Origin of the sequence: Nonlabens sp. (assembly GCF_047636915.1) — a bacterium.
GTDB lineage: Bacteria > Bacteroidota > Bacteroidia > Flavobacteriales > Flavobacteriaceae > Nonlabens.
On the sequence record NZ_JBLIGN010000005.1, the window covers coordinates 1 to 24311 of the forward strand.

Here is a 24311-nt window from a genome sequence, read left to right on the forward strand (position 1 = left end):
GGCATAGGGCTGAGTAATGACGTGTCTTCTTATTATTCGGCAGATTATGCTAATTATTTATTGAATAAAGAATCTAAATTTAATTTAGGTGCGCAATTAGGTGGGTATTATTATAATTTTGATAATAATAATCTGAGTAAGGAAAGCAAACTTTACGGTTCTTTGGCATTTAGCCTTAGATACCAAATCACCGAAAAGTTTACATTACAAGTGGACTCCGGTACAAAAATCCCATTGGGAAAACCAGAGGTGGCGTTTATAGATAGCATGAATAATAAAATTCCCGATTCTGAGATTGGAGTTCATGCGTTTACCATGCCTTTGCTCACTTATGATTTGAATGATGATTTTGGAATATTCTTAGGGTATCACTTTGTTTTTGAGGATCGACTAGATATGAATACACTTTCATTAGGATTACGATTTTCTTTATCTGGGGACTAGTTTATGTAGAAGCACCCTTGTTTTATGGAATAGAATGTAGCAGAGACTTTAGTTTTTTAAAAAGAAAATAGAAAGCGATATAAACAAACTTCTTACATCTTTAACAACATTAATTTTACCATACCGTCATCTTGCACTACTTTTGATTATTCAAATCTATTCTAAATAGTGCCGGTTTAATTTTGATAATGTCGCAAGGTTAAATTGGAGTTTTTTTTCATCTGTGAAGGGGGAAATAAAAGTCTGGAGTTCCTAATTTCATTTTTCACGAATAAAGAAGGGAAAATGAATGATTTGACACGACCTTATAAAGTTAAATTGGCACCATGTTGAGTACTACTGTAGCACACTTAAAAAGAGGAGAAACGGCAATTATCAAGGAATTTGATGAGATTGATGTGCCCTTAAAGTTACTGGAAATGGGTTGCTTACCAGGTAATCGAGTGACCATGATGCAATCTGCGCCATTTAAAGACCCTATTTATCTAGATATAAATGGAACTCACCTTGCGATTAGAAGAGAAACAGCGGTTAAAATTAGGGTAGAGCTCCATGGGTAAATCAATCAATGTATCGCTAATAGGGAATCCCAACACTGGGAAAACCTCTTTATTCAATAGACTTACCGGTCTCAACCAGCAGGTAGGGAACTATCCCGGTATTACCGTAGAGAAAAAAGAAGGGATTTGTAAACTGGATAGAGGCCTTAAGGCCCATATTCTTGACCTTCCAGGAACCTATAGTTTGAATACCACATCCTTAGATGAAAGTATTGTAGTAGAGACCTTACTCAATAGAAACTCTAAAGATTTTCCTGATGTCGCTGTAGTAGTTTCAGATATTGAGAATTTGAAACGTAATTTACTTGTTTTTACACAGATTAAAGATTTAGAAATCCCTACCATATTGGTCATTAACATGGCAGACCGTATGAAACGTAAAGCCATCTCACTGGACATAGAGTTGATGCAGCAAGAGCTGAATACTACTGTTGTTTTGGTGAGTGCGCGTAAAAATCAAGGAATTCAAGAACTTAAAGACGCTATAGCCGATTATAAACACCTTGCTTCTGAGCCTTGCGTCAATGCGTCAGTTATTGATGTGCCCTATTTTGAGAAACTGAAAAGAACCTATCCCAATCAATTGGTTTATAAATTATGGTTGGTCATTACTCAAGATGTAAACTTTGGTAAACTGGACCGCAACAGGGAAATAGAAGACCTTAAAAAACATAAGTTTGAAATAAAATCAGAAGCTGATTTAAAAAGAATGCAACACAAAGAAACGGTGGTGCGGTATCAGTTTATAAATAATTTGCTCAAAAAGGTACTGACCGTTGATGCTTCAAATGCAAAAGATTTAAGAACACGACTCGATCGTGTCTTACTACACAAATTTTGGGGTTATTTGATATTTTTTGTAATTCTACTGGTCATTTTTCAAGCTATTTATGACTGGAGTACCTATCCTATGGACTGGATAGATGGAGCTTTTGCAAGCATGAGTTCTTGGGTAAATAATGTTTTCCCTTCAGGACCTCTCACCGACTTGTTAGCCGAAGGTATTATTCCAGGTTTAGGCGGTATTGTTATTTTTATACCACAAATAGCCTTTCTTTTTCTCTTCATTGCGATTTTAGAAGAAAGTGGTTACATGAGCCGGGTGGTATTCCTTATGGATCATATCATGAAACGTTTTGGTTTGAGTGGTAAAAGTGTGGTGCCCTTAGTTTCTGGAACAGCCTGTGCGATTCCAGCGGTTATGGCTACTAGAAATATTGAAGACTGGAAAGAACGATTGATCACTATTCTGGTGGTTCCATTCACAACCTGTTCCGCTAGATTGCCTGTTTATTTGATTATTATCTCTTTAGTAATTCCTGATCAACGTATTTTAGGAGGTGCTTTTAATATGCAAGGTCTTACTTTAATGCTATTGTACCTTTTAGGCTTTGCAGCTGCCATCTTTTCTGCCTGGGTGCTCAATCAAATCTTACCTATAAATCGCAAATCCTTTTTTGTGATGGAAATGCCTTCCTATAAATTGCCGATGTTTAAAAACGTGGTGATTACCGTTATTGAAAAGACCAAGAGTTTTGTGGTTGGAGCAGGAAAGATCATCATGGCGATCTCTGTAGTGTTATGGATTCTGGCCAGTTATGGGGCAGGAGAGCAGTTCAATAATGCAGATTACATCGTAAGACAGCAGTACAAAGATCAAAATCTTAGTGTTCAAGAAATGGATCAAAAGATTGCTTCTCACGAGTTGGAATACAGTTTTATAGGGTATATGGGTAAAGGAATAGAACCAGTGGTACGACCCTTAGGTTACGACTGGAAGATAGGTATTGCTATTGTAAGTTCGTTTGCAGCTCGCGAGGTTTTTGTAGGAACGCTGGCAACTATTTACAGTGTAGAAAGTGATGGCGAGGAAGAACAAACCATTAAAAAACGAATGGCAGCAGAGACCAATCCTATTTTAGGAGGACCCTTATTTAATTTTGCAAGTGGAATTTCCTTATTATTATTTTATGCTTTTGCTATGCAATGCATGAGCACGCTTGCTATTGTAAAACGAGAGACCAATAGCTGGAAATGGCCGGCAATTCAGTTTTTCTTCATGACGGCCATGGCCTATTTTGCCGCACTGGGCGCTTTTCAAATTTTGAAATAATGTATATTGTACAAACCATAATCGTAGTTCTTCTTGCTGTTGCAGCGATACTTTGGCTGTTTAGAAAATCTATATTTCCTAAAAAATTCGATTCTTCTGACTGTGGTGATGGAGATTGTGGCTGTCATTGATGTTGCTATAGATTACCTAGGAGTTTATATCGAGATGCGAAAGTGTGCCTGTAACAATTTATAAAAATTTACTTTAATATGTTATTATATTCGCAGACTTATTAAAAACATTATGAAATTTAAATTATTAGGTCTTTTGTTATTATGTGCAAGCATGTATTCATTTGCACAACTAGAGGTAGGAAATGTTAACATAAATTTCGGCAAAGAAGTAACGGCTAAAAAAGGTACTGTTGTTCAAATTGCTGGTGAGATCGATGGTGTTACTTATGCGCTAGCGAGCAAAAAGGAAACCTACTATATAGAAACATTTGATGCTACTACTCAAGATTATTTGAATAGTGAGCAAATTGAGTTTGATAAAGTAAATGGTTCTAAAGTGTCTATTGAAGACCTTGCGGTTATGGAAGACAAGATTTATGTCTTTGCAAGTTACTATGACAAGAAAAATAAGCAACACATATTTGCTGCCTATGAAGTGAGTAAAGATTTAAAGCTAGGTGCTGTCCGGAAAGTGATGGCAGTAGATGTAGTGAGCAAGTCAAAAAGAGGTCAGTATTTTTTTGAACCTTCTCATGATGGGTTAAAGTATCTTTTAATGCATGTGAATATAGATGATCGTAAAGAACAATTGCGATACGATATTAATTTAATAGATAAGGATCTTATTTTAATTCAGCAAGATTATAGCGAGCACCAATTTGAAGATCGTAAAGATTTAGAATTTAGTTTAGACGACTTTGAAGTGAATGAATATGGGGATATATTTATAGTTCTAAGCGATAGTTGGAGAAATAAAAAGGAAAAAACGACGGAGACTCATCTTACTGTACATGCCTATTACGCTTCTAAAAACTATGTAAGAGAAGTGATCAATGTAGATCTTAAAGGGAAAAAGGTGCTTAATTGTAATGTGATCAATACACTAGACGGGAGGCTTCAATTAATTGGCTTTTATTCTGGTTTGAGAAAAAGTGGTAAATCGGAATGGCGTATTGAAGGTATTTTCGATGTTGCTTTAAATACGGCAGATAACAGTGTCGTTAAAGAAGTTTTTAATGAATTTACTTTTGATGTTAAAAGGAAATTAATAGGAGAGCGTAGGGCTAAAAAAGGGAAAGATCTTGAGCCTTTCTATCGCAATACACATTTAATAGAGCGTGATAATGGTGGCGTAATTGTACTTTCAGAATGGTATACAAGACAAATAGGCCGTGCCTCTGGCGGTTTAATATCTTTCACTCCTATTACATATAATACAAATGAAATTATAGTGACAGCTCTCGATGCAAATGGTCGTCTAGAATGGAGTAATGTAGTGCCTAAAGAACAAAATGTAAGTGTGGTACAAATGTCTATAGGTTTATTTGCTGGTGGCAGTAATGGCTCTGTAAGTGTAGGAGTAGGTGTTATGTTTCCGCTATCAGTGTTAGGAGAAGGGCCTGAGTTTTTAAGCTCCATTCCTCTATATGAAAACGGTAAGTTAAGTTTGTTAGTTAACGACGATCCTAAAAATATAGGAATAACAGATATGGATGATGTGCGCAAAGTAAGTAATGTTAAGAAAATGATTCCTGTACTCTTCGTATTTGACGATGCAACGGGTAAAATGGAACGTTTTGATCCAACCGAATTTAAAAAAAGACAATTAGTACTTCGTCCTGGGGTAACCTATAAGAGGGGTCCGGGAGAGTATTTAATTTTTGCTACTAACAAAGAATCTAAGCAATTAGGAAAACTAATTGTCCAATAATAATGGACGTTAAGTTTTAATAAAAAAAAGCCTTATAAAATTTATAAGGCTTTTTTTTGATGATTAGATTTAAAAAATGCTCGGGGTATTTATTACTAAACAAACAGGAGTTACTCTAGTAAAACCATTACTTTTATGCATTATGAATAACAATCCAATAGGTTTTTTTGACTCTGGTGTAGGAGGAACGAGTGTATGGAAAGAAGTAATAGAATTACTACCTCACGAAAACACCATCTATCTAGCCGATTCAAAACATGCGCCCTATGGCCGTAAATCTAAGGAAGAGATTGTTAGGCTTTGTATCAAGAATACAGAATACCTCTTGAGTCAAAACTGTAAACTCATCGCAGTACCTTGCAATACAGCAACCACTAATGCGATTTCTTATTTGAGGACTCATTATGAGGTCCCTTTTATAGGAATTGAACCCGCTATAAAGCCTGCAGCGCTTAAAAGTGATACGAGAAAAGTAGGCATTCTTGCTACTCGAGGAACCTTGTCTAGTAAACTTTTTAATGATACTCAAAAAGAGTTTACACAGTATGTAAATACTATTGAAATAGTAGGGACTGGAATTGTAGAATTAATTGAAGCGGGTAAAAAAGATACAGAAGAAATGCGGGACCTTCTCGTAGGGATTACTGAGCCATTTATGATCTCTGGAATTGACTATCTGGTTTTAGGTTGTAGCCATTATCCCTATATAAAAGGAATGCTTCAAGAACTCCTTCCTACGAGAGTTCATATTATTGACTCAGGCGCTGCAGCTGCCAGACAGACTTTAAATATTTTAAAGTCACAAAATCTATTAAATTTGAGCAGTACAGCTGGAAAGCACTTTCTTTATTCTAATCTGCAAATAGAAACTCTAGATTCTTTAACTAGTGAAATTGGGAACAGAGAGGTATCGTTATTGGATTTTTAAAACGTTAGGATGTTTCTGTCCGAGTTATAAGTAAACCTGTTCACTAGAGGTATATAAATCTAATTATTTGTCCGGTCCTAAATCCTTTTCAAAGGCGCTGTATGGAACATGAGTTGAAATGAAAAAACTTTAATTTCTCTTCCCTTTGAGGGAAAATAAGAGAAAGGTGTTTGGTGTTTTTTTAATCCATAAACCTTTTAAAAAAGCAACAGGGAAAGTATTTCTTTTGGCATTTTTAGTAGAAATCGGTACGATCAAATACTATTCTCAAAATGACCATCGAGATGATATCTAGACCATACCAACACTTATGAATGGCAGGTCACATCTTAGCGTTCCATTTTATTAAAAAAAAACTTTTAGAGACCAACATATCAAATCTGAAAAGCATTTGATAAACGAGTAGGCTGATTTTTTTTTAAAGAGGCCTCCTAACTAAAATACCCAAACAAGCCCAACTTCTTACTTGGGCTCACAGGAAGCTCCACAGTTCCCAGCATCACACTACCACCTTTTCCTTTTTTATAGGCCGTAACATGAGAAACATTGATGAGGTGGGATTTATGAATACGCGCAAAACCTTTATCAGACAACATGTCGTCAAAGTGTTTTAAGGTTTTAGAAACTAGTTTTTTGTCGTTCTTTAGATAGATATGTGTATAATTGTCGTCTGCGCTGCAATAGATAATATCTTTAATAGGAAGTACTTCAAAGCCTTGTTGTGTAGGAATGGTAATTTTATCGGTAAGCTGCGAGCTGTTTTGTTCTTTGATGTTTAGGCCTACGTTGATTTCGTTTTCACGTTCTTTAATCGCAAATACGATCTCTGTTGCCTTGATCAACTCATCGATATCGATAGGCTTGGTCAGGTAATAGGCCGCCTGCTGATTGAGCGCATCTTTTGCATATTGATCGTAAGCCGTTACAAAAACAGTTTCAAAAGTACGGTTGGGTAATTTATCCAGTAAATCAAAGGCCGTTCCATAAGGCATTTCTACATCTAGAAAAACCAAGTCTACTTCGGTATTTTGAAGCAACACAAAAGCCTCTTCTACGTTAGTGGCTTCGTTGAGAATTTCTACTTGAGCGCAGTATTTTGCAATATAGTTTTTCAAGATATCTCTTGAAGTCTGCTCGTCTTCAACGATTATGGCGGTTAGTTTCATGTTATACGTTTAATTTATAGGTGGTATCAAGGCTTTTTATTGGGTTCAGACAGGTCGATTCTTGTCTTTAAAAATTCAAGGTATTTGGGATCATCTTCAGAAAACAGTTCTTCTCCTTCAAGAGCATAGGCACGAGTTAATTCATCAGCCGCTTGATCTAGGTCGCCTATTTCAAATTGACATTGTCCTAGCCTTAAATGTAGAAACGGATTTCCGATGGCTCCCGGGCAATGCATAGCATTACTTATATTATCTATTCCCGCTTGGTACTCTTTTTCTAGAAAGTTAGCATCTCCGATGGCAGCTAATACCCAAGTGGTAGCTTCCCATTCATCCTTGGGCTCTGGAATTAAATCGAAAGCGTTCCAGTATTCTATAAGCGCTTGAGGATAGTTTCCTTTTTCGGCTAGGGAATCTCCTAGTTGGGATAAGGTTTTAATTTCCGAATGTGTAATATGATCTAATTCTTTCATGATTTCATTTTTAACGGCATCACTAGGATGCCATTTTAGCATTCAAATGCCGCATATAAACCCTTTTTTTTCGTTCCTTATTCGTTAAATAACAATTCCATAACACCCGCTAATAAATAAATTTCTGCCTTAATAAACATAAAAAACTTGGGCTGAGCGGCGTCGAAGTACCATTCTATTTATTCATAGGCCATTTAAAAACTAAAGGGGTATTAATTCTTAAAACTCACACGAACCATGGTCCCCACATCTGGAGTCAGTCCAGCATCAGTCACCTTCATATGGATCTTGCAATTGTGCAATTCATTCAACAGTGCTACACGGTTTTTGATATTGCCCAGACCTTTAGAATCGCGTTTCTTTTGGTGTTCGGTTTTTATTTCTTTGGACTTTTCTCTACCTATACCGTTATCTGTTATGGTGACTAGGATTCCTTGTTCCGCTTTCGCGAAAGCAACATGTAAAAAGCCCTTTTCCCTTTTATATCTCAACCCATGCCATACCGCATTTTCTATGATAGGTTGCAACAACATAGGCGGCACTTGCATTTTAGCGTTTTTTAAAGAAGGGTCAATCTTTAAGGTAAAATCAAATTTATCTTTAAAACGTTCGTGTTCCAGTTTCAAATACAGTCCTAAAAGATCAATTTCTTTCTCTAAAGGTATAAAATCCAACTCGCTATTTTCCAAAACGCTGCGCATGAGTTTAGAAAAGTCTGCTAGGTATTTGTTTGCCGCACGCTCGTCATTTTGAGCTATGTAATTATTTACAGAGTTGAGGGCATTAAATATAAAATGCGGATTCATCTGACTGCGCAATGATTTTAAAGCTAGTAAATGGTTGTTGATTTTTTGCTGCTTATTGTTGCGGTACATAAAGTAAGCCAGTGAAAGCAACAATAAACTCAAGGCTACAAGTGAGTAAATGATCCAGCGCTGTCGTTGGTTCATCTCTGCGGTAAGTTCACGCTCTGTATTGATCAAGGCGATTTTATTTTCGGTAAGCTCACGGTCTTTTTCTAGTGTGAGAATTCTGGTCTGTTTAGAGACCAGTTCTTTAGCTTTTCTAACGGTCTCTTCTAGTGCATTTTCTTTTTCTAGATAAAGCGCATCGACCGTATGGATATATAATTCATTGTAAGCAAGCGCTTTCTTAGTATTTCCAGCCTTTTTGTTGAGTTCGTACAGACTTTTTGCAGCGTCTTTTTTTACGTCCAGATCGTTATTTATGGTCGCTTCTTCCAGACTGGATTCGTAGTAAGTCATCGCTTCTGCAATTTTATTTTGAGCCTTTAAAGCAACGGCTATATTGAGTTGTTCTTTTTGTTTAGACAAGCCATTGATTCGACCGAGTTTTGAAGGCTCATAAGAATTTACGACAATAGCATCTTCTTCAGAGACATCTTCTAAAGGGTCTTCAGTGATAAGATTTTCGGTTTCGGCCACTTTTATTGTGCTATCCATAAAACCGACATTAGGGTCATCAACTGAAGTTTTAGAAACTCTTTTTTCAGCCTTTTTATCAGCTTCTAAATTCTCTAGAATCTCGATGTTATTTTTACGAAGTGCTATTTCTTTATCAAACTGTGCGTTGCTGCGGTAAAAGTCGGCTGTTTGGGATTGTGTGACCACGTTTGCAGCAGCGCCCTCTTTTTTAGATTCTTTGATCGCCGTGTTGTAATAGACTTCGGCATCATCTACCTGGCCCAATTCATTCAATAGCGCTGCAATTTTAGAATTGATAGAAGTAATTTGCATTTTTAAATTCCCGTTTTGAGCCAGTTGTAAAGCACTTTTATAGGTGTCTAGAGCTTTGCCGGCTTCATTTGTCTTTGCATAAGCTGCCGCAAGTCCCGTCCGTCTTTTTAGTTCCAATAGGGTAGAAATGCGGGTTCCCTTACTTTTTTTAGACCTGTTAGTTTTTGAAATATCGGGCAATAGATAAGCAGTAATTGCTTCTTGATAATTACCATTAAGGCGCAACACATCTGCTTTTTTAATGGTGAGCTGAGGTGTGCTGTTCAAATCTTCGGCTGGTGTATAGTTATCAATGGCAAGATCGTATTGTTTATGGAAGCTATACAAATCGCCCAGCTTTTCATAAGTGGCACTTTTTTGAATTTTAGTAAGAGATTTAGGGTTGTTAGAAAGTGCTGCAATAAGGAAATCTGCCGATTTCTGTGCATCTATCTTAAGATAAACTTGTGCACTATCCATAGCAATACCGTAAGAAATGGCACTTAGTTTTTTCTTGTCTTGTTCTTCATTTTTCACCCGTATTTCTATACGGTCCATACTTCTTATGCGGTAATAAACGGTTTCAAAATCAAGACCTCTTATAATGACTTCTTCTCCTATGTTTGCGGGCAATTTAAACTTACCCAGTACGTCTGTGGTAGTATAGCGTCCCATTCTCCCTTCTATATTCACTCCAGAAACAGGCCTTCCTTTAGGGTCCAGAATACGTCCTTCTAGTACCATGCTGGTTTCTGTACTTCTCGCTGATTGGAGTTCCGTGTTTTGTGCTGCCGTTATCTGGACAGTAAAAAATAGGATCAATAAAGTAACTATCTGTTTCATGGAGCTGTAAACTTAGTCATTAAAAAAGATATGACTATTGTTAAAAGGGTCCTTTAGGTAGGTATTAATGGTGCTTGGCACGCTTTTGCGAAAGCTTACTCATCAACAATCCTGTTATACTCATTCAAATCATCGGTATACTCATTCTAGTTATTTATAACTTTTTAACCGCCATAGATTTGGTTTAAAATAAACAAGAAATGAAAAATACGTTCACCTCAATCTTAATACTTACTGCATGGATAATCAATGCCCAACACATGGGTAATTTCAATAATAAAGTGTCAAAAATGGAAATTTCTAGAGCAAATATTGCGATGAGTATGGGAAATGATGCTGTTTACGGCCATCCTAATATGCAACAATATGTCGCGCCGCAACCCAGTGATATGCTTTATATCAATTTGCGATCCCTTTATAATGTAGATGCAACAGATTATACGGCTGTTTTCAATATAGTGCAAGTAGGTAAAACGGCTGAGGAAACCACACAATTTTTGAATGATAAGATAGACCTGATAAAAAAGGAACTCAGCTCTAAAGGTTTTCAAGGACAGTTTGCACTGGACATGATTTCTTTTGTTCCTCAATACGAGATGGAGGTAACCAAAAAGCTTTTTTCTAAAACCTACACAGAAGTACCTATAGGTTTTGAATTGCAGCAAAATTTATTGATCAGCTACACAAAAGACAGTGATTTTCAAAAAATCCTAACCGCTTGTGGTAAAGCCGAAGTCTACAACCTTGTTAAAGTAGATTATTACGTAAAGAACTTAGAAGCTGTTTATGAAGATTTACAAAACAAGCTGCTCGCTGAGGTGGTAAAAAAGAAATTATACTATAAAGAACTGGGCTTTGACATGAAGGATTACAACGTCATCATGGCTGATAAAAAATATTACCACACTCCTAAAGACTTCTATAAAAGCTACCTCGCGGCAGAGAATATAAGCATGGAATCCCTCAAAAATCAAAAGAGCGTGACGACAGTAAGAAAACCTACTTCTTATTATTACGATCCCATTTCTTATAGCGGCTATGATGTAGTGGTGAATGCAGCGATAACAAAACCAGTGATTCAATTAGGAATGGATTTAAGCCTGCGGTATACGCTCAAACCTATTGTAAAACAACCAGAGCCAAAACCAGAGCCAGTAAAAACACCTCAACCTAAAGTTTATGTAGTAAGTCCTAATGGTCCCATAGATATCAAGCAAATACCCAATAATTAGAGGAGGAACATAAATGAGAATGTGAATTTCCAGTGTGATTACGGAGACACTCGAAGGCTGATCATTAAAATCAGGAGCGTTTTGTTTTTGTAGTCTTTAAAGTCCTTAAAGCTTTCGTTAGGGAACGCCACCAAAAAAAAACCTCGCAGAGGTCTCTTCACTTAGGGAATACGCAAGAGGCGATTTTTAAATTCAGTCGAGAACCTAAATTGAAAAACGCTACCACCATCTCTCCTTTGGAGAGACAGGAGAGCCGCCACAGAGATGGAGATAAAACATAAAATGAAACTACTATGAAAAACACAAAAATCATGACCGCAATTGCTTTATTGGGATTGCTAACATCCTGCAAAGGCAGTAATCACGAAAGCGAAATAGCAGCAATTATACCGGCTATAGAAAACCCTTCAAATGTAATGGTAGAAGACATAAAACCAGCTACTATTCAGATTGCCTTGCTCCTTGACACCAGTAACAGTATGGATGGATTGATCGATCAAGCCAAAACGCAACTCTGGGATATTGTAAATAAAATGTCTAGCGCACATTGCAACGAGCAACAAGCTTTGCTAGAAATTGCATTGTATGAATATGGCAATAGCGGTCTAAGTCACAAAGATGGATTTGTGCGCAAAGTCTTGTCTTTCTCAACAGATCTTGATTTGATAAGTAAAGAGTTATTTAGTTTAAGAACCAATGGTGGTGAGGAGTATTGCGGGACTGTTATCGATAGATCGCTGAAACAATTAGAATGGAAGAATGGCAAGAACGATCTCAAGATGATCTTTATTGCGGGTAATGAAGGCTTTAATCAAGGTGCGACGCCATTTTCTTCTAGTATAGCTCAGGCGATTGAAAAAGATGTCGTTGTAAATACTATTTTTTGCGGCGACTGGAATACAGGAACGCAGCTCCAATGGAAAAAAGGAGCTGTCTTAGGTAAAGGAGAATATATGAACTTAGATCACAATCAAAAATCTACCTATGTCGCGACTCCTTATGACGATGAAATTTTAGAATGGAATAAAAAACTGAACGATACTTATGTATATTACGGCCGCCAAGGTCAGGATAAAAAAGAGGTTCAAATTTATATGGATGAGGTGGTTGAAGAAGTTTCGACACAAGCAAATGTCAAGCGCAGTGTAGCAAAGTCGTCTGTTAATTATCGCAATTCTAGTTGGGACCTTGTAGACGCGATGGATGATAAAGACGCCAAAAAGGAGGTTTTTAAGGAAGAGAATCTAGCCACTTTGCCAGACAGTATTCGGCATAAAAGTAACGAGGAGATTACCGCTTTCGCGAAAGCAAAAAAACAAGAACGCATCGCTATACAAAACAAGATCAAAGAACATAATAAAAAAAGAGATCAATACATCGCGGCACAATCACTTACCGAGACCAACGCATTAGAATCTGCTATGTTCCAAGCGATAAAGAAGCAATCTGTTTCTAAAAATTACCAATGGAAAAAGTAGGAACACGGGTTACATTTAATTGGAAAACTGTATAAATAGCGGTTTACTGTTGAAAAATGTTGATTGGTTTTGAGTTGATGACAGTGGCTAAATCGTATTTTTGTTTTTATAAAAAAGTATAGATTTGGCGACTAACTCAAAGAAGGTAACTCCTTTAATGCAGCAATACAACAAGATCAAGACCAAGTATCCTGATGCTTTGTTATTGTTTAGAGTGGGCGATTTTTATGAGACCTTCGGAGAAGATGCCATAAAAACTGCGCGCATTCTCAATATCGTGTTGACCAGTCGCAACAACGGTGGTGATCATGTGGAGCTGGCTGGTTTTCCCCACCATTCCCTAAACACATATTTACCCAAACTTGTAAAAGCAGGAGAACGCGTTGCGATTTGTGATCAGTTAGAAGATCCTAAACAAACTAAAAATATTGTAAAAAGAGGTGTTACAGAATTAATAACGCCGGGTGTTTCTCTCAACGATGAAGTACTCAGTTCTAAAACTAATAACTTTCTAGCGGCACTTTCTGTAAATAGGAATGTTTATGGTGTGGCGTTCTTAGATATTTCAACGGGTGAATTCCTGGTTTCTCAAGGATCTAAGGAAGAGGTAGATAAGCTTTTACAAAACTTTAATCCCAGCGAGCTTTTAGTAACACGTACAGATAAGAAAACACTAGCGATAGAATTTCCTTATGATTTGCCCTTCTATCATTTAGACGATTGGGTGTTTCAAATAGACTTTGCTAAAGAGTCACTTCTCAAACATTTTAAGGTAAATTCTTTAAAAGGTTTTGGAGTTGAAAAGTTAGATCAGGCCATGATTTCTGCAGGTTCGATCTTGTATTATCTGGAAGAAACGCAGCATGATAAATTGGACCACGTGTCTAATATTTCTCGCATAGAAGATGATAATTTTGTATGGATGGATCGGTTTACGGTTCGCAATTTAGAATTATATACCGCACTAAGTCAAGGCGCAGTAACCTTAATTGATGTGATCGATCAGACGACTACTGCGATGGGTGGGCGCATGCTTAAGCGGTGGATGGCTTTTCCATTAAAAGATGCAGCTCAAATTAAAAAACGCCACGATGTGGTGGAGTTTTTTACAAGCTCGCTAGAAAAGCAGGAAGAAATCAAAACCTATTTAAAACGCATGAGCGATCTAGAACGCTTGATTTCTAAGGTGGCAGTAGGTAAAATATGCCCCAGAGAAGTGGTGCAGCTCAAAAACAGTCTGGAGGCGATTATTCCAGTAAAGGAAAAAGCACTGGCTTCTGATAATAAGGCCTTGAATATCATAGGGGAGAGTTTAAACCCTTGTGTTCATTTAATAGATCTATTTAAACAAGCCTTAGATGAGCAGGCTCCGGTAAATATTTTAAAAGGCAATACCATTGCTCAAGGGTATCATGAAGAGTTGGATGAATTGCGAGGTTTGGCAAATTCTGGAAAAGATTATTTAGATAAGATGCTAGCCAGACATGCCTCAGAAACTGGGATTACCAGTCTTAAGATTTCTAGTAACAACGTTTTCGGTTACTATATAGAGGTTAGAAATACACACAAAGATAAAGTTCCAGAAGAATGGACAAGAAAGCAAACTTTAGTAAATGCAGAGCGTTACATCACAGACGAGCTCAAAGAATACGAAAGTAAAATCTTAGGAGCAGAAGACCGGATCAACGCTTTACAACAGGAGCTTTTTGATAAAATAGTACGAGAGATCCTGCCTTCTATTAAAACCATTCAGAACAATTCTCAGTTGATCGGGCAGCTGGATTGTTTGATTTCTTTTGCGTCTCATGCCTTGAAATCCAACTATATCAGGCCCCAGATTTTAGATAATGACGAATTAATTATAACAAACGGTCGCCATCCAGTCATAGAAAAGATGCTCCCCCCAGACTTGCCGTACATCCCTAACAATGTGCAGTTAGATCGCGATAGTCAGCAAATCATCATGATTACAGGTCCCAACATGAGTGGTAAAAGTGCTATTTTAAGGCAGACAGCCTTGATTGTTCTTCTCGCTCAAATGGGAAGTTTTGTTCCAGCTGAGGAAGTTAAAATGGGAATCGTAGATAAAATATTTACTAGAGTGGGTGCTAGCGATAACATTTCACAAGGAGAATCTACGTTCATGACAGAGATGAATGAAAGCGCCAGTATTCTAAACAACATCAGTGAGAAGAGTTTGGTGCTACTGGACGAAATAGGTCGTGGGACGAGCACTTATGACGGTATTTCCATTGCTTGGGCGATTACAGAATACTTACACGAGCATCCATCAAGTCCTAAAACACTTTTTGCAACGCATTATCACGAGCTCAACGAAATGACCTCGCAATTTGATCGCATTAAGAACTTTAATGTGGAGGTGAAGGAATTAAAAGATAAAGTTCTATTCATGCGCAAATTGGTGCCAGGAGGAAGTCACCACAGTTTCGGAATTCACGTGGCAAAAATGGCAGGTATGCCTCAGCAAGTGATTTCAAAAGCAAATAAAATCCTTAAAAGGCTTGAGAAAACTCATAAACAAGAAGATTCTAAGGAGGCGATGAAAGGCTTACAAGAAGAAGAAATGCAATTGAGTTTCTTCAATCTTGATGATCCATTGCTGGAAAACATCAAACAAGAGATCTTACAAGTGGACATAAATACGCTAACACCAGTGGAAGCATTGATGAAATTAAATGAGATCAAACGCATGCTTGTTAAAAAAGAGAAGCTAAGCTCATAATTTTTCATTTTTTTCTTTGCAGTATAAGGAAAGTTGTTAAATTTGCAACCGCTTTGAAAAGTAACGTATTTTTCAAATCTGCGAAAGTAGCTCAGGGGTAGAGCATCACCTTGCCAAGGTGGAGGTCGCGAGTTCAAATCTCGTCTTTCGCTCTAAAATTTGTTATTAAATATATTTTATAGTACCAATGATGTGTCGCTGACACAATCGCTCGAGTGGTGGAATTGGTAGACACGTTGGACTTAAAATCCAATGGGTAGTAATGCCCGTACGGGTTCAAGTCCCGTCTCGAGTACTTAAACCCCTTGTAATCTATTGATTATGAGGGGTTTTTTCATTTTACATTAGTACAATTCCCCACATAGTCCCCATAATAGATAAATAATGAGTTTTTAATAGTAGGACTTATAAGGTTTGCTTTTATCGTTTACCCTTGGTATAATCTTAGGTTTAAATGACACTATCAATGTAACTTGACCAATACTGTGGGTTTTATTTGGATATCTAAAGGTTAAAACCTTGGTTTCCGTTACTATAATTATCTAAGTAGACACCTAAATTATTTGATACCTCATCATATTGTTGAGGTTCTACCAGTAGTATAAACTCGTATAAGGTCATAAGAGGTAAGTAACCTCTTTATAAATCCAACAGCAAATAAAAGGGACGCAGTGTTTACTGCCGAGCTTGCCTCGGTGCCCGGTTCGAGTACCTTTTATCTCGGGCAGTTGTGATACGAGTGTATAGATTGCGCATAGGTAACGCGTTTCAAAAAGGGGTAGTAAATAAAATCACTTTGGAATAGCAGCAATCAACTTCTTGGTATAAGCACTCTGCGGATTTGCATACAACGCATCAGCTTCATTTTTTTCTTCTATTTTCCCTTCGTTCATCACGATAACTTGATCGCAGAAGTATTTTACTACCGCTAGATCGTGAGAGATAAATAGATAAGAGAATCCAAAATCTTTTTTAAACTCATTAAGTAAGTTCAAGACTTGTGCTTGTACAGAAATATCCAGTGCGCTGACACTTTCATCACAAATGATTAATTTGGGTTCTAAAGCAACTGTTCTAGCGATTCCTATACGTTGTCGCTGTCCGCCACTAAATTCATGCGGATACCGATTGTAATGTTCTTCTGTAAGGCCTACACGTTTTAATAAGTTCAGGACTTTTTCTTTTCTATCGCTGTTGTTCTTGCCTATTCCATGCCATTTCATAGGTTCTATAATCGATTGTCCCACTGTAAGACGTGGGTTTAATGAAGCAAACGGATCTTGGAAAATAATCTGTATTTCCTTTCTCAACTTGCGCATAGGAAGACCAGAAAGGTGAGTAATATCTTGCTCTCGGTATATGATGCTACCACTGGTCACCTCTTTAAGGCGTAAAATTAGATCGCCTAAAGTACTTTTACCGCAACCACTTTCTCCCACCAGTCCTAGACTTTCTCCAGGATAAAGATTAAAACTCACTCCATTTACAGCTCTAAAATACTTTTGTTTTGAAAAGAGTCTTTTCTTTAATGGATAATCTTTCACCACATCTATTACCTGTAATAAAGGCAGGGTTTGGTAGATTCTTTGATGTGATTCTTCCCGCTGTTCTTTAGTTATAACCTCGTCAGAAACGCTGTTTTCTATAAAATCATTTATTGTAGGTAGTTTTTGCAAACGTTTTTTCGTACTGGGTCGGGAGGCTATAAGTGCCCTGGTATAGGTTTCTTTTGGGTGATCAAAAATGGCTTTTGCTGTTCCTTGTTCAACAATTCTACCTTGATACATCACTATAATCCTATCGGCTATAGATTGTACAAGGGAAAGATCGTGAGAGATAAAAAGAATGCTCATGCCGTATTCCTTTTGAAGCTGTTTAAGAAGTAATATAATTTCTTTTTGAACCGTTACATCGAGCGCTGTAGTTGGCTCGTCCGCAATGAGTAGTGCTGGTTTGCAAGCGATTGCCATAGCAATCATGACGCGTTGCATCTGTCCACCGCTTATTTCATGAGGGTATTTTGAAAATGTGATTTCTGGGGTAGGAAGTTTTACCTTTTCAAAAAGCCGTAAGACTTCTTTTTTTGAAGGAGCAGAACTGCTGTTTTGGTGTTGTTGTAATACTTCTGCTACTTGATTTCCACAGGTGATCGTAGGGTTGAGAGAGCTCATAGGCTCTTGGAAAATCATGCTGATCTCGCTTCCGCGAAAGCGAGACCATTCTCCATCTTTTAGGGGTAATAAATCTTTCCCTTGTAAAGTAAGTTCTTGAGCCGTAACCTGTGCCGTTTGAGAAGGAAGTAGTCCCATAAGCGCCTTACTGGTTACCGATTTACCGCTTCCTGATTCTCCTACCACGGCAAGAATCTCGTTTTTATAAATGTCAAATCCAATATCGTACAATACTTGAACGTTCTTTTTTCCATTAGAAAAACTAACGTTAAGGGCTCTGATAGAGGCGACAGTATTATTTGGAGATGATTTGTTCATCAGTGAGTAAAGGTTCTTTGCGTAATTTAAGTACGATTTGTGCTACTGCCACAACATCTTTTTCACAATAGGTAGCAATGCGTTGTATATCATGTTCATTGTAAAATACATCTCTGACCTGGGAGCCATCTATGTCGTCTTTAGGAGAAGGGATTTCCAAAATACGAGTTAATAATTTTAGGCTGGTATAATGTTTATAGTCCCCAAATTTCCACAATTCCAAGGTGTCCAGGTGTGGTACTTCCCATGGTTTCTTGCCAAATAAATTAAGCTTTTCTGGTATTTCTACATCCATAATAATCATCCTTCTAGCGATATATGGGAAGTCAAATTCTTTACCATTATGGGCACACATCAAATGATTTCTTTTTGAAAAATGCTCCTTTAATAAATGGGCAAATTCTTCTAACAACTCCTTTTCTCCCCCTGTAAAGCTGCGAGTTCTAAATTGTTGTCCCTCAGTACGATTTACAAAATAACCAACAGAGATACAGATTATTTTGCCAAATTCTGCCCAGATACCAGCGCGATCATAGAAGGCTTCTGGTGTGACATCTTCCTTGCGCTGGTATTTGGTCTTATCTGTATATAATTGCTGGTCTATAGGCTCCAGCTTATCAAAACTTTCCTGTTGAGGTACGGTCTCAATATCTAGAAACAATATATGATCTAAAGAAAGTTTTGAAATCATTATATCATGTCTAATTCGTTAGAGCTATCGTTAGGTTGACTGTTATCTTTTAAAGGATCGTTACCTAGACTTCGTTGATACGCCTCACAATCGGTTTCTATGGATAAGTCTTCTGGCTTTTTAAAAGGTTCTTTAGAAATATCCAGTGTTTCATCGGCGTAGATGCGTTTCATATAACTTCCCCATATAGGAAGTGCCATAGTAGCTCCTTGGCCGTATTTAGTTCGTGCAAAATGAACCGCTCGATCATCTCCACCTACCCAGACTCCAGTGACTAGATTAGGAACCATTCCCATAAACCATCCATCAGAATTGTTTTGAGTTGTTCCTGTTTTACCAGCGATATCATTCTTAAAATCATAGGGGTAATCGGTAATGACTTCCTTATAAAAAGGATCGTTAATAGCCCAGTTACCTCTCAATCTTGCACCACTTCCTATTCTAGTGACGCCTTCCATGAGATTAACAGTAACATAAGCCGTTTCTGGATTCATAACATCTTTACTTTCGGGGATATATTGATATATAACAGTGCCGTTTTTATCTTCGATACTCGTCACTAAAACTGGTTTGTTATAAATCCCACCGTTGGCAAAAACGCCATAAGCAGCCACCATTTGATACAGGCTTACGTCTGCAGTTCCCAAAGCAAGTGAAGGTACTACATCCATGTTTTCAATATCTATTCCCAGCTGCCCTACCCGATCAACGACGGGCTGCGGCCCCACTTCGTCCATTAATCTTGCAGAAATAGTATTCTTTGACTTAGCTAGTGCTTCTTGTAGGGTCATTGTATTGCCATAATCTCCATTAGAATCTTTAGGTGTCCAGTCATTAGTATTGCCATGTTTTCCTGCAGCAATAGTGTACTCACCGTCAGAGTATTCTTTGCAAGGACTGTAATGTAACAGATCTATGGCTGTTGAATATAAAAAAGGTTTGAAAGTAGATCCTGCTTGGCGTTTACTTAGCTCTACATGATCATATTTAAAGTGCTTGTGATTGATGCCGCCTACCCATGCCTTTACATGGCCAGTTTGTGGCTCCAATGACATCATTCCTGTATGTAAAAACTGCTTGTAATAACGTATGGAATCCATAGGTGTCATGATGGTATCACGTTCTCTATAGTCTGCTTTCCAGTCAAAAATGGTCATATCAGTTTTTATACTGAAGCTTTTGATAATCGCAGTTTCGGCAATGCCTTTTCTCTTCATCTCTCTCCATCGAACTGATCTTTTCATGGCAGACTTCATTGTGTTCTCAATTTGAGAGTCGGTAAGGTCTGTAAAAGGAGCCGTTTTGTTGCGCGTCATTTGATGGTCAAATTCGGCTTGAAGCCTTTCCATATGCGCGTACACCGCTTCTTCAGCCATCTTTTGCATTCTGTAATCTATGGTTACATTTATCTTTAACCCGTCGTTGTATAGGTTGTAGGGTTTATCAGTTTCTGGATTGATTTTTTCCTTTGCCCAATCTGTTAGCCATGACCTTAGGTTCTCCCGGAAATAAGTTCCCATACCTTCATTGTGATCAGCTGAAGTGTAGTCTATTTTAATAGGAATAGCACTAAGGCTATCTTTGACGGCTTCGGTCATTTTACCATTGCGCACCATTTGAAAAAATACTTGGTTGCGTCTGTTTAAGGATTTTTCTTTTGAAATCTCACGGTGTGGATTGAACTGTCTCGGATTTTTGAGCATGGCTACTAAGACAGCACTCTCAGAAACGCTAAGTTGGATAGGTTCTTTATTAAAATAAATATTAGAGGCACTCCGTATTCCTATAGCCTGAAATATAAAGTCAAACTCATTTAAATATTGAGTAATGATTTCTTGTTTGGTATATTGTTGTTCTAATCTAGAGGTAATGATCCATTCTCGCATTTTTTGGATCAAACGTTCAAAGGTATTGCTGCTGGCTTGATCTGTAAAATAAAGTTTTGCGAGTTGCTGGGTGATGGTACTTGCGCCACCTGCAGTTCCTAAATAAGCAACAGCTCGTGTGGTTCCATAGCCATCTATACCGCTGTGATCCCAAAAGCGCTCGTCTTCGGTAGAGACCAATGCATCTATAAGATGTGTAGGTAGATCATCAAATTTTACGGGCTTCCTGTTGTCGTTGTAGAAACTTCCTAGCGGTTTACCGTCTGCCGTTACGATTTCTGTGGCTAGTTCTGTCTGCGGATTTTCTAAAACCGTATGGTCAGGTAAATCTCCAAAAACCTCCCAAGCGGCTAATAGGAACATAAGGATAATAAACCCTACACCTAAGGCATATATTTTCCAAAATAAAGATACGTTTTTCTTTTTCCCTTCTTTTTCTGTAGCTATTTGTGCTTTAGTTACTGCCATTTTGCACTTGTTTTTCTATACTATATCCCACTTCGAGTATGCCTTTTAACTGACTGTCTCCCTTTACTTCTCCTGTTTTTCTCATCGCGTGTTTCAGTGCTATTTGATAAGTTCCGTTTTCGCGAAAGCGTATTCCTTCTTTTAACCAGAGTTTATTTTCTAACACATCACTATAACCCGTCCCTAGAAATGTGCCGTCAGACTCAGTCATGCGATACTGCAATGTATCCGTAACGACTTTTCCGTGCGGAAATTTTATTTGCGAGATCAACCAGAGGTTATTGTACTCATAATCGTGTGTATTGCGCAAATTGATAAATAGATTATAGGCTGCAATGCTGTCTTGAGGTACGATTTGAAAACTCGCCACATCTTCAATAGACCAGCCAGATGGCTGCACATCGTGATACTCTGCACTCACCAGTTGTTCATCACATGAGCAAAGGGAAATAACTGCGAAAAAAAACAAGTATTTGTACACTATTCTTCTTTTTTAGGCGGCTGGTTGCTATCGTTGTTGCGATTGCGACCTTTATTGCGGTTAGGTCTAGGTTTGTTGGGCTTTGTGTCTTTATCAGAGTCAGCCTTTTGATTGGGCTGGTCCCTTTTCTTTGCAGGAGCACCGGGTTTATTGTTAGGTCTGGGCTTGCGTTTGGGTTGTCCCTCTTTAAGGGTAGTGTCAGTCGCTGTGGCCGCTGCAGTCGTAGTAGCCTCTTTGTTAGGTCTATTCGTGTTGCTTTGGGGTTTGCGCTTTTTACTGCGTTTGTTGCGCGATTTAGGTTGGTCAAAACGCGTCAGACTGTCTTGGCCAACTACATTTTCAAAACTCACTGCTTCTTCAACTATCCACTCATTGGCATATTCTTCTATACTAGCAACGGTTTCTTTAGCTTTGTTTTTTGCAACTATTTCATGAACTTGATCTGTAGTAAGGGTGTGCCAGCTCATCCACTCGCCATCATAACAAAACCACATCAATCCTTTGAAAATATCTACTTTCTGACAGATAGCAGTTCCTTTATCAGTGTAAAGCTTTTGGTTTTGTTTCGGGAAATTACTCAACGCATCCATGTAAGAATCTAGCTCGTAATTGAGACAGCATTTGAGTTTTCCACACTGACCAGCCAGTTTTTGTGGATTCAATGATAAATTCTGATAGCGTGCCGCCCCTGTCGTAACCGATCTAAAATCTGTTAACCAAGTGCTGCAACACAATTCTCGTCCACAAGAGCCTATTCCTCCTAGACGCGCTGCTTCCTGTCGCAATCCTATCTGGCGCATTTCGATTCTGGTTTTGAACTCACCAGCATATTCTCTAATAAGCTCACGGAAATCTACGCGTTCATCTGCGGTATAGTAAAAAGTAGCTTTAGATCCATCTCCTTGAAATTCAATATCAGAGATTTTCATCTTTAGTTGAAGACGTATCGCTATCTCACGAGCACGTATTTTCATGGGGTCTTCTTTTTCCCTTGCAGTCACCCATTTTTCCACGTCTTTTTCACTTGCGATGCGGTATACTTGCGGGATTTCATCATCGATTTTAATACGCTTGCGTTTCATTTGTACCCGGACTAATTCTCCTGTAATGGTGACAATGCCTATATCATGGCCGCTTTCTGTTTGTGTAGCAACCACGTCTCCTATTTTAAGTTGGAGTTCCTCTTTATTCAGAAAGAATTCTTTCCGGCTATTTTTAAATCGTATTTCTACATAAGGGAACGGTTTCTGACCATCGGGCAATTCCATATTTGCTAACCAATCAAAAACGGTTAGTTTATTACATCCACTTGTTCCACAGGTACCGTGATTTTTACATCCACCAGGCGTACCACCACCAGTTCCACAACTATTACAGCTCATTTTTGTATTCTATATATTGAAATTGAAACGATTAACTCGTTCAATTGAAATCATTCCTTGAACCGTAAATATAAGAATTAAAAATATGGGAATATGGCACCTAACAGGCTTGTGAAAAAGATAATAGGAATGGATATATTACATATATGGTGGCACATCTGATTTAAAATGATTAGAAAACCGATAGAATAATTTGCTTAAGTACTAATTAATCAATAAAATACACCTTCAAAAAGGTCTTTTAGATTAGTTTTACAAGCTCAAAAGAATAGTTAATCCATTTAGTTAATTAGATTTAAAACTTCTTACATGAAAAACATTTTAGTTCCTATTGCCACAAGAGAAAAAGGTATTAATAATTTAACCTATGCAGTTAATTTTGCTTCGATCACTCAGGCTAGAGTCTATGTGACCTGTATCAATTCTGACGGCACTGCTGAGCAAGTTTTGAGAGATGTTCTTGAAGCTGTCCCGGTGGTAAAAAGTGTGCAAGTAGTTTCAAAAGTTCTTTCTGGAGATATTTTTGAAGGAATACAAGAATTGTCTAGAACGTTAAAAATTGATTTAATAATTTTATCTCCAAAGAGTATTGATATAAGTGACAAGCTTTATTTAGGAAAAGTAACCGGTAAAATTGTGAAGCAAAACGATGTCCCGTTACTGATTGTGCCGGCTAATTTCTTGTTTAGAAAACTAGACAAGGTTCTTATGGCGTTTAAAAACGCTAATTATAAGAATGACGATAATTTCTTGATGTTAGAAGATTTTTTAAACATATTTAACTCGCAACTGCATTTACTTCATGTCAACACCCCAGATGCTCCCGAGGAGGCAAAAGAAATATCTAAAGGCTTGATGGGCCGCAGCTCTTCTTTAACGGAGTCTGATAATGCGACGGTTTTTCAAGGTATTCTAGAGCATTATCAGCATATTAATCCAGATATGATTTGTGTACTGCGCAGAAGAAAGCAAAATATTTTTGAGAAAATATGGCAACGTAATGAAATTTTCAAAGAAGAATTTCACACTACAAAGCCATTATTAATTTTGAAGGAAAGAGAGTAATCTTTTTAAGTGTGCCTTACGTAACCAGTTGTTGCTTATGGCTTACTTACACTTTGTTTTGGTGTGACTCTATTTCAGGACTACACAAAAATATAAATAGAAAAGCCTTTATAGCAAGGTGAGGGCTTTTTTAATTTTCAGAATGTCACTTTCCTAATAAAGTAGAACGTTTTAATCTCTCGTTTAGAAGTTTCCATAGACTTTTTGATTTATGCTGATTGTCCATGGTATTATAAAAGGTCCCTTATG

17 protein-coding genes and 2 tRNA genes are annotated in these 24311 nt (G+C 37.6%); 11 read left to right on the top strand and 8 right to left on the bottom strand.

Annotated elements, in window-relative coordinates; translation table 11 throughout:
* The 5 genes from ACJAT0_RS01585 to murI all read left to right on the top strand — a co-directional run.
* Positions 1-444 (top strand): hypothetical protein (locus tag ACJAT0_RS01585; RefSeq protein ID WP_415180243.1); only part of this gene is annotated, 444 nt, incomplete at its 5' end.
* A gap of 329 nt (positions 445-773) precedes the next feature.
* Complete coding sequence (locus tag ACJAT0_RS01590; protein WP_415180284.1) at positions 774-1004, top strand: FeoA family protein; 231 nt, start codon at positions 774-776, stop codon at positions 1002-1004.
* Positions 997-3117: a ferrous iron transport protein B gene (gene feoB, locus ACJAT0_RS01595; protein WP_415180244.1), complete on the top strand. Its 2121-nt coding sequence runs from the start codon at positions 997-999 to the stop codon at positions 3115-3117. Before ACJAT0_RS01590 ends, feoB begins: the two co-directional genes overlap by 8 nt.
* A 243-nt stretch (positions 3118-3360) precedes the next feature.
* A complete protein-coding gene (locus ACJAT0_RS01600) occupies positions 3361-5001 on the top strand; it encodes a hypothetical protein (RefSeq protein ID WP_415180245.1) in 1641 nt (546 codons plus the stop codon).
* Positions 5002-5143: 142 nt separating this feature from the next.
* Positions 5144-5929, top strand: coding sequence for a glutamate racemase (murI, locus tag ACJAT0_RS01605; protein ID WP_374002403.1), 786 nt, complete (start codon positions 5144-5146; stop codon positions 5927-5929).
* A 431-nt stretch (positions 5930-6360) separates the two neighbouring features.
* Here murI and ACJAT0_RS01610 read toward each other — a convergent pair whose 3' ends face one another.
* From ACJAT0_RS01610 to ACJAT0_RS01620, 3 genes are all read right to left on the bottom strand, one after another.
* A complete protein-coding gene (locus ACJAT0_RS01610; RefSeq protein ID WP_415180246.1) occupies positions 6361-7095 on the bottom strand; it encodes a LytR/AlgR family response regulator transcription factor in 735 nt (244 codons plus the stop codon).
* Between the two features lie 26 nt (positions 7096-7121).
* A complete protein-coding gene (locus ACJAT0_RS01615) occupies positions 7122-7568 on the bottom strand; it encodes a hypothetical protein (RefSeq protein ID WP_415180247.1) in 447 nt (148 codons plus the stop codon).
* 212 nt (positions 7569-7780) lie between these two features.
* The gene (locus tag ACJAT0_RS01620) at positions 7781-10147 is read right to left on the bottom strand and encodes a histidine kinase (protein ID WP_415180248.1); all 2367 of its coding nucleotides are present in this window, start codon (positions 10145-10147) and stop codon (positions 7781-7783) included.
* Between the two features lie 200 nt (positions 10148-10347).
* Between ACJAT0_RS01620 and ACJAT0_RS01625 the strand changes: the two genes are divergently transcribed.
* The 5 genes from ACJAT0_RS01625 (at position 10348) to ACJAT0_RS01645 (ending at position 15895) form a co-directional block, all read left to right on the top strand.
* Positions 10348-11379 (top strand): hypothetical protein, encoded by a 1032-nt coding sequence (locus ACJAT0_RS01625; protein WP_415180249.1) that lies wholly within the window; start codon positions 10348-10350, stop codon positions 11377-11379.
* 293 nt (positions 11380-11672) lie between these two features.
* A complete protein-coding gene (locus ACJAT0_RS01630) occupies positions 11673-12857 on the top strand; it encodes a hypothetical protein (protein ID WP_415180250.1) in 1185 nt (394 codons plus the stop codon).
* Between the two features lie 124 nt (positions 12858-12981).
* The gene (gene mutS / locus ACJAT0_RS01635; RefSeq protein WP_415180251.1) at positions 12982-15600 is read left to right on the top strand and encodes a DNA mismatch repair protein MutS; all 2619 of its coding nucleotides are present in this window, start codon (positions 12982-12984) and stop codon (positions 15598-15600) included.
* Positions 15601-15680: 80 nt separating this feature from the next.
* Positions 15681-15752: transfer RNA gene (locus tag ACJAT0_RS01640), tRNA-Gly, on the top strand.
* Positions 15753-15809: 57 nt separating this feature from the next.
* Positions 15810-15895: transfer RNA gene (locus tag ACJAT0_RS01645), tRNA-Leu, on the top strand.
* 496 nt (positions 15896-16391) lie between these two features.
* Here ACJAT0_RS01645 and ACJAT0_RS01650 read toward each other — a convergent pair.
* The 5 genes from ACJAT0_RS01650 to ACJAT0_RS01670 are packed head-to-tail and all read right to left on the bottom strand — an operon-like array spanning position 16392 to position 22997.
* Positions 16392-18089: an ABC transporter ATP-binding protein gene (locus ACJAT0_RS01650; protein WP_415180252.1), complete on the bottom strand. Its 1698-nt coding sequence runs from the start codon at positions 18087-18089 to the stop codon at positions 16392-16394.
* Positions 18067-18780 carry a 3'-5' exonuclease gene (locus ACJAT0_RS01655; RefSeq protein ID WP_374002395.1) on the bottom strand — a complete coding sequence of 238 codons (714 nt, stop codon included), beginning with the start codon at positions 18778-18780 and terminating at the stop codon, positions 18067-18069. The genes ACJAT0_RS01650 and ACJAT0_RS01655 overlap by 23 nt, the downstream gene beginning before the upstream one ends.
* Entirely contained in the window at positions 18780-21134 is a 2355-nt protein-coding gene (locus tag ACJAT0_RS01660) for a transglycosylase domain-containing protein (RefSeq protein WP_415180253.1), read from the bottom strand. The genes ACJAT0_RS01655 and ACJAT0_RS01660 overlap by 1 nt, the downstream gene beginning before the upstream one ends.
* Positions 21121-21615: a gliding motility lipoprotein GldH gene (locus ACJAT0_RS01665; protein ID WP_415180254.1), complete on the bottom strand. Its 495-nt coding sequence runs from the start codon at positions 21613-21615 to the stop codon at positions 21121-21123. Before ACJAT0_RS01665 ends, ACJAT0_RS01660 begins: the two co-directional genes overlap by 14 nt.
* Positions 21615-22997 carry a PSP1 domain-containing protein gene (locus tag ACJAT0_RS01670; protein WP_415180255.1) on the bottom strand — a complete coding sequence of 461 codons (1383 nt, stop codon included), beginning with the start codon at positions 22995-22997 and terminating at the stop codon, positions 21615-21617. The genes ACJAT0_RS01665 and ACJAT0_RS01670 overlap by 1 nt, the downstream gene beginning before the upstream one ends.
* Before the next feature lie 309 nt (positions 22998-23306).
* Between ACJAT0_RS01670 and ACJAT0_RS01675 the strand changes: the two genes are divergently transcribed.
* Positions 23307-24062, top strand: a complete 756-nt coding sequence (locus ACJAT0_RS01675) for a universal stress protein (RefSeq protein ID WP_374002391.1) — start codon at positions 23307-23309, stop codon at positions 24060-24062.
* Positions 24063-24311 lie beyond the last annotated feature (249 nt).

What these genes read in the sequence shown, in the direction of transcription:
- ACJAT0_RS01650 (WP_415180252.1), bottom strand. Translation starts at nt 18,089, where the DNA reads ATGAACAAATCATCTCCAAATAATACTGTCGCCTCTATCAGAGCCCTT.
- ACJAT0_RS01670 (WP_415180255.1), bottom strand. Translation starts at nt 22,997, where the DNA reads ATGAGCTGTAATAGTTGTGGAACTGGTGGTGGTACGCCTGGTGGATGT.
- ACJAT0_RS01600 (WP_415180245.1), top strand. Translation starts at nt 3,361, where the DNA reads ATGAAATTTAAATTATTAGGTCTTTTGTTATTATGTGCAAGCATGTAT.
- ACJAT0_RS01660 (WP_415180253.1), bottom strand. Translation starts at nt 21,134, where the DNA reads ATGGCAGTAACTAAAGCACAAATAGCTACAGAAAAAGAAGGGAAAAAG.
- murI (WP_374002403.1), top strand. Translation starts at nt 5,144, where the DNA reads ATGAATAACAATCCAATAGGTTTTTTTGACTCTGGTGTAGGAGGAACG.
- ACJAT0_RS01620 (WP_415180248.1), bottom strand. Translation starts at nt 10,147, where the DNA reads ATGAAACAGATAGTTACTTTATTGATCCTATTTTTTACTGTCCAGATA.
- ACJAT0_RS01675 (WP_374002391.1), top strand. Translation starts at nt 23,307, where the DNA reads ATGAAAAACATTTTAGTTCCTATTGCCACAAGAGAAAAAGGTATTAAT.
- ACJAT0_RS01610 (WP_415180246.1), bottom strand. Translation starts at nt 7,095, where the DNA reads ATGAAACTAACCGCCATAATCGTTGAAGACGAGCAGACTTCAAGAGAT.
- ACJAT0_RS01615 (WP_415180247.1), bottom strand. Translation starts at nt 7,568, where the DNA reads ATGAAAGAATTAGATCATATTACACATTCGGAAATTAAAACCTTATCC.
- ACJAT0_RS01630 (WP_415180250.1), top strand. Translation starts at nt 11,673, where the DNA reads ATGAAAAACACAAAAATCATGACCGCAATTGCTTTATTGGGATTGCTA.
- ACJAT0_RS01655 (WP_374002395.1), bottom strand. Translation starts at nt 18,780, where the DNA reads ATGATTTCAAAACTTTCTTTAGATCATATATTGTTTCTAGATATTGAG.
- ACJAT0_RS01625 (WP_415180249.1), top strand. Translation starts at nt 10,348, where the DNA reads ATGAAAAATACGTTCACCTCAATCTTAATACTTACTGCATGGATAATC.
- feoB (WP_415180244.1), top strand. Translation starts at nt 997, where the DNA reads ATGGGTAAATCAATCAATGTATCGCTAATAGGGAATCCCAACACTGGG.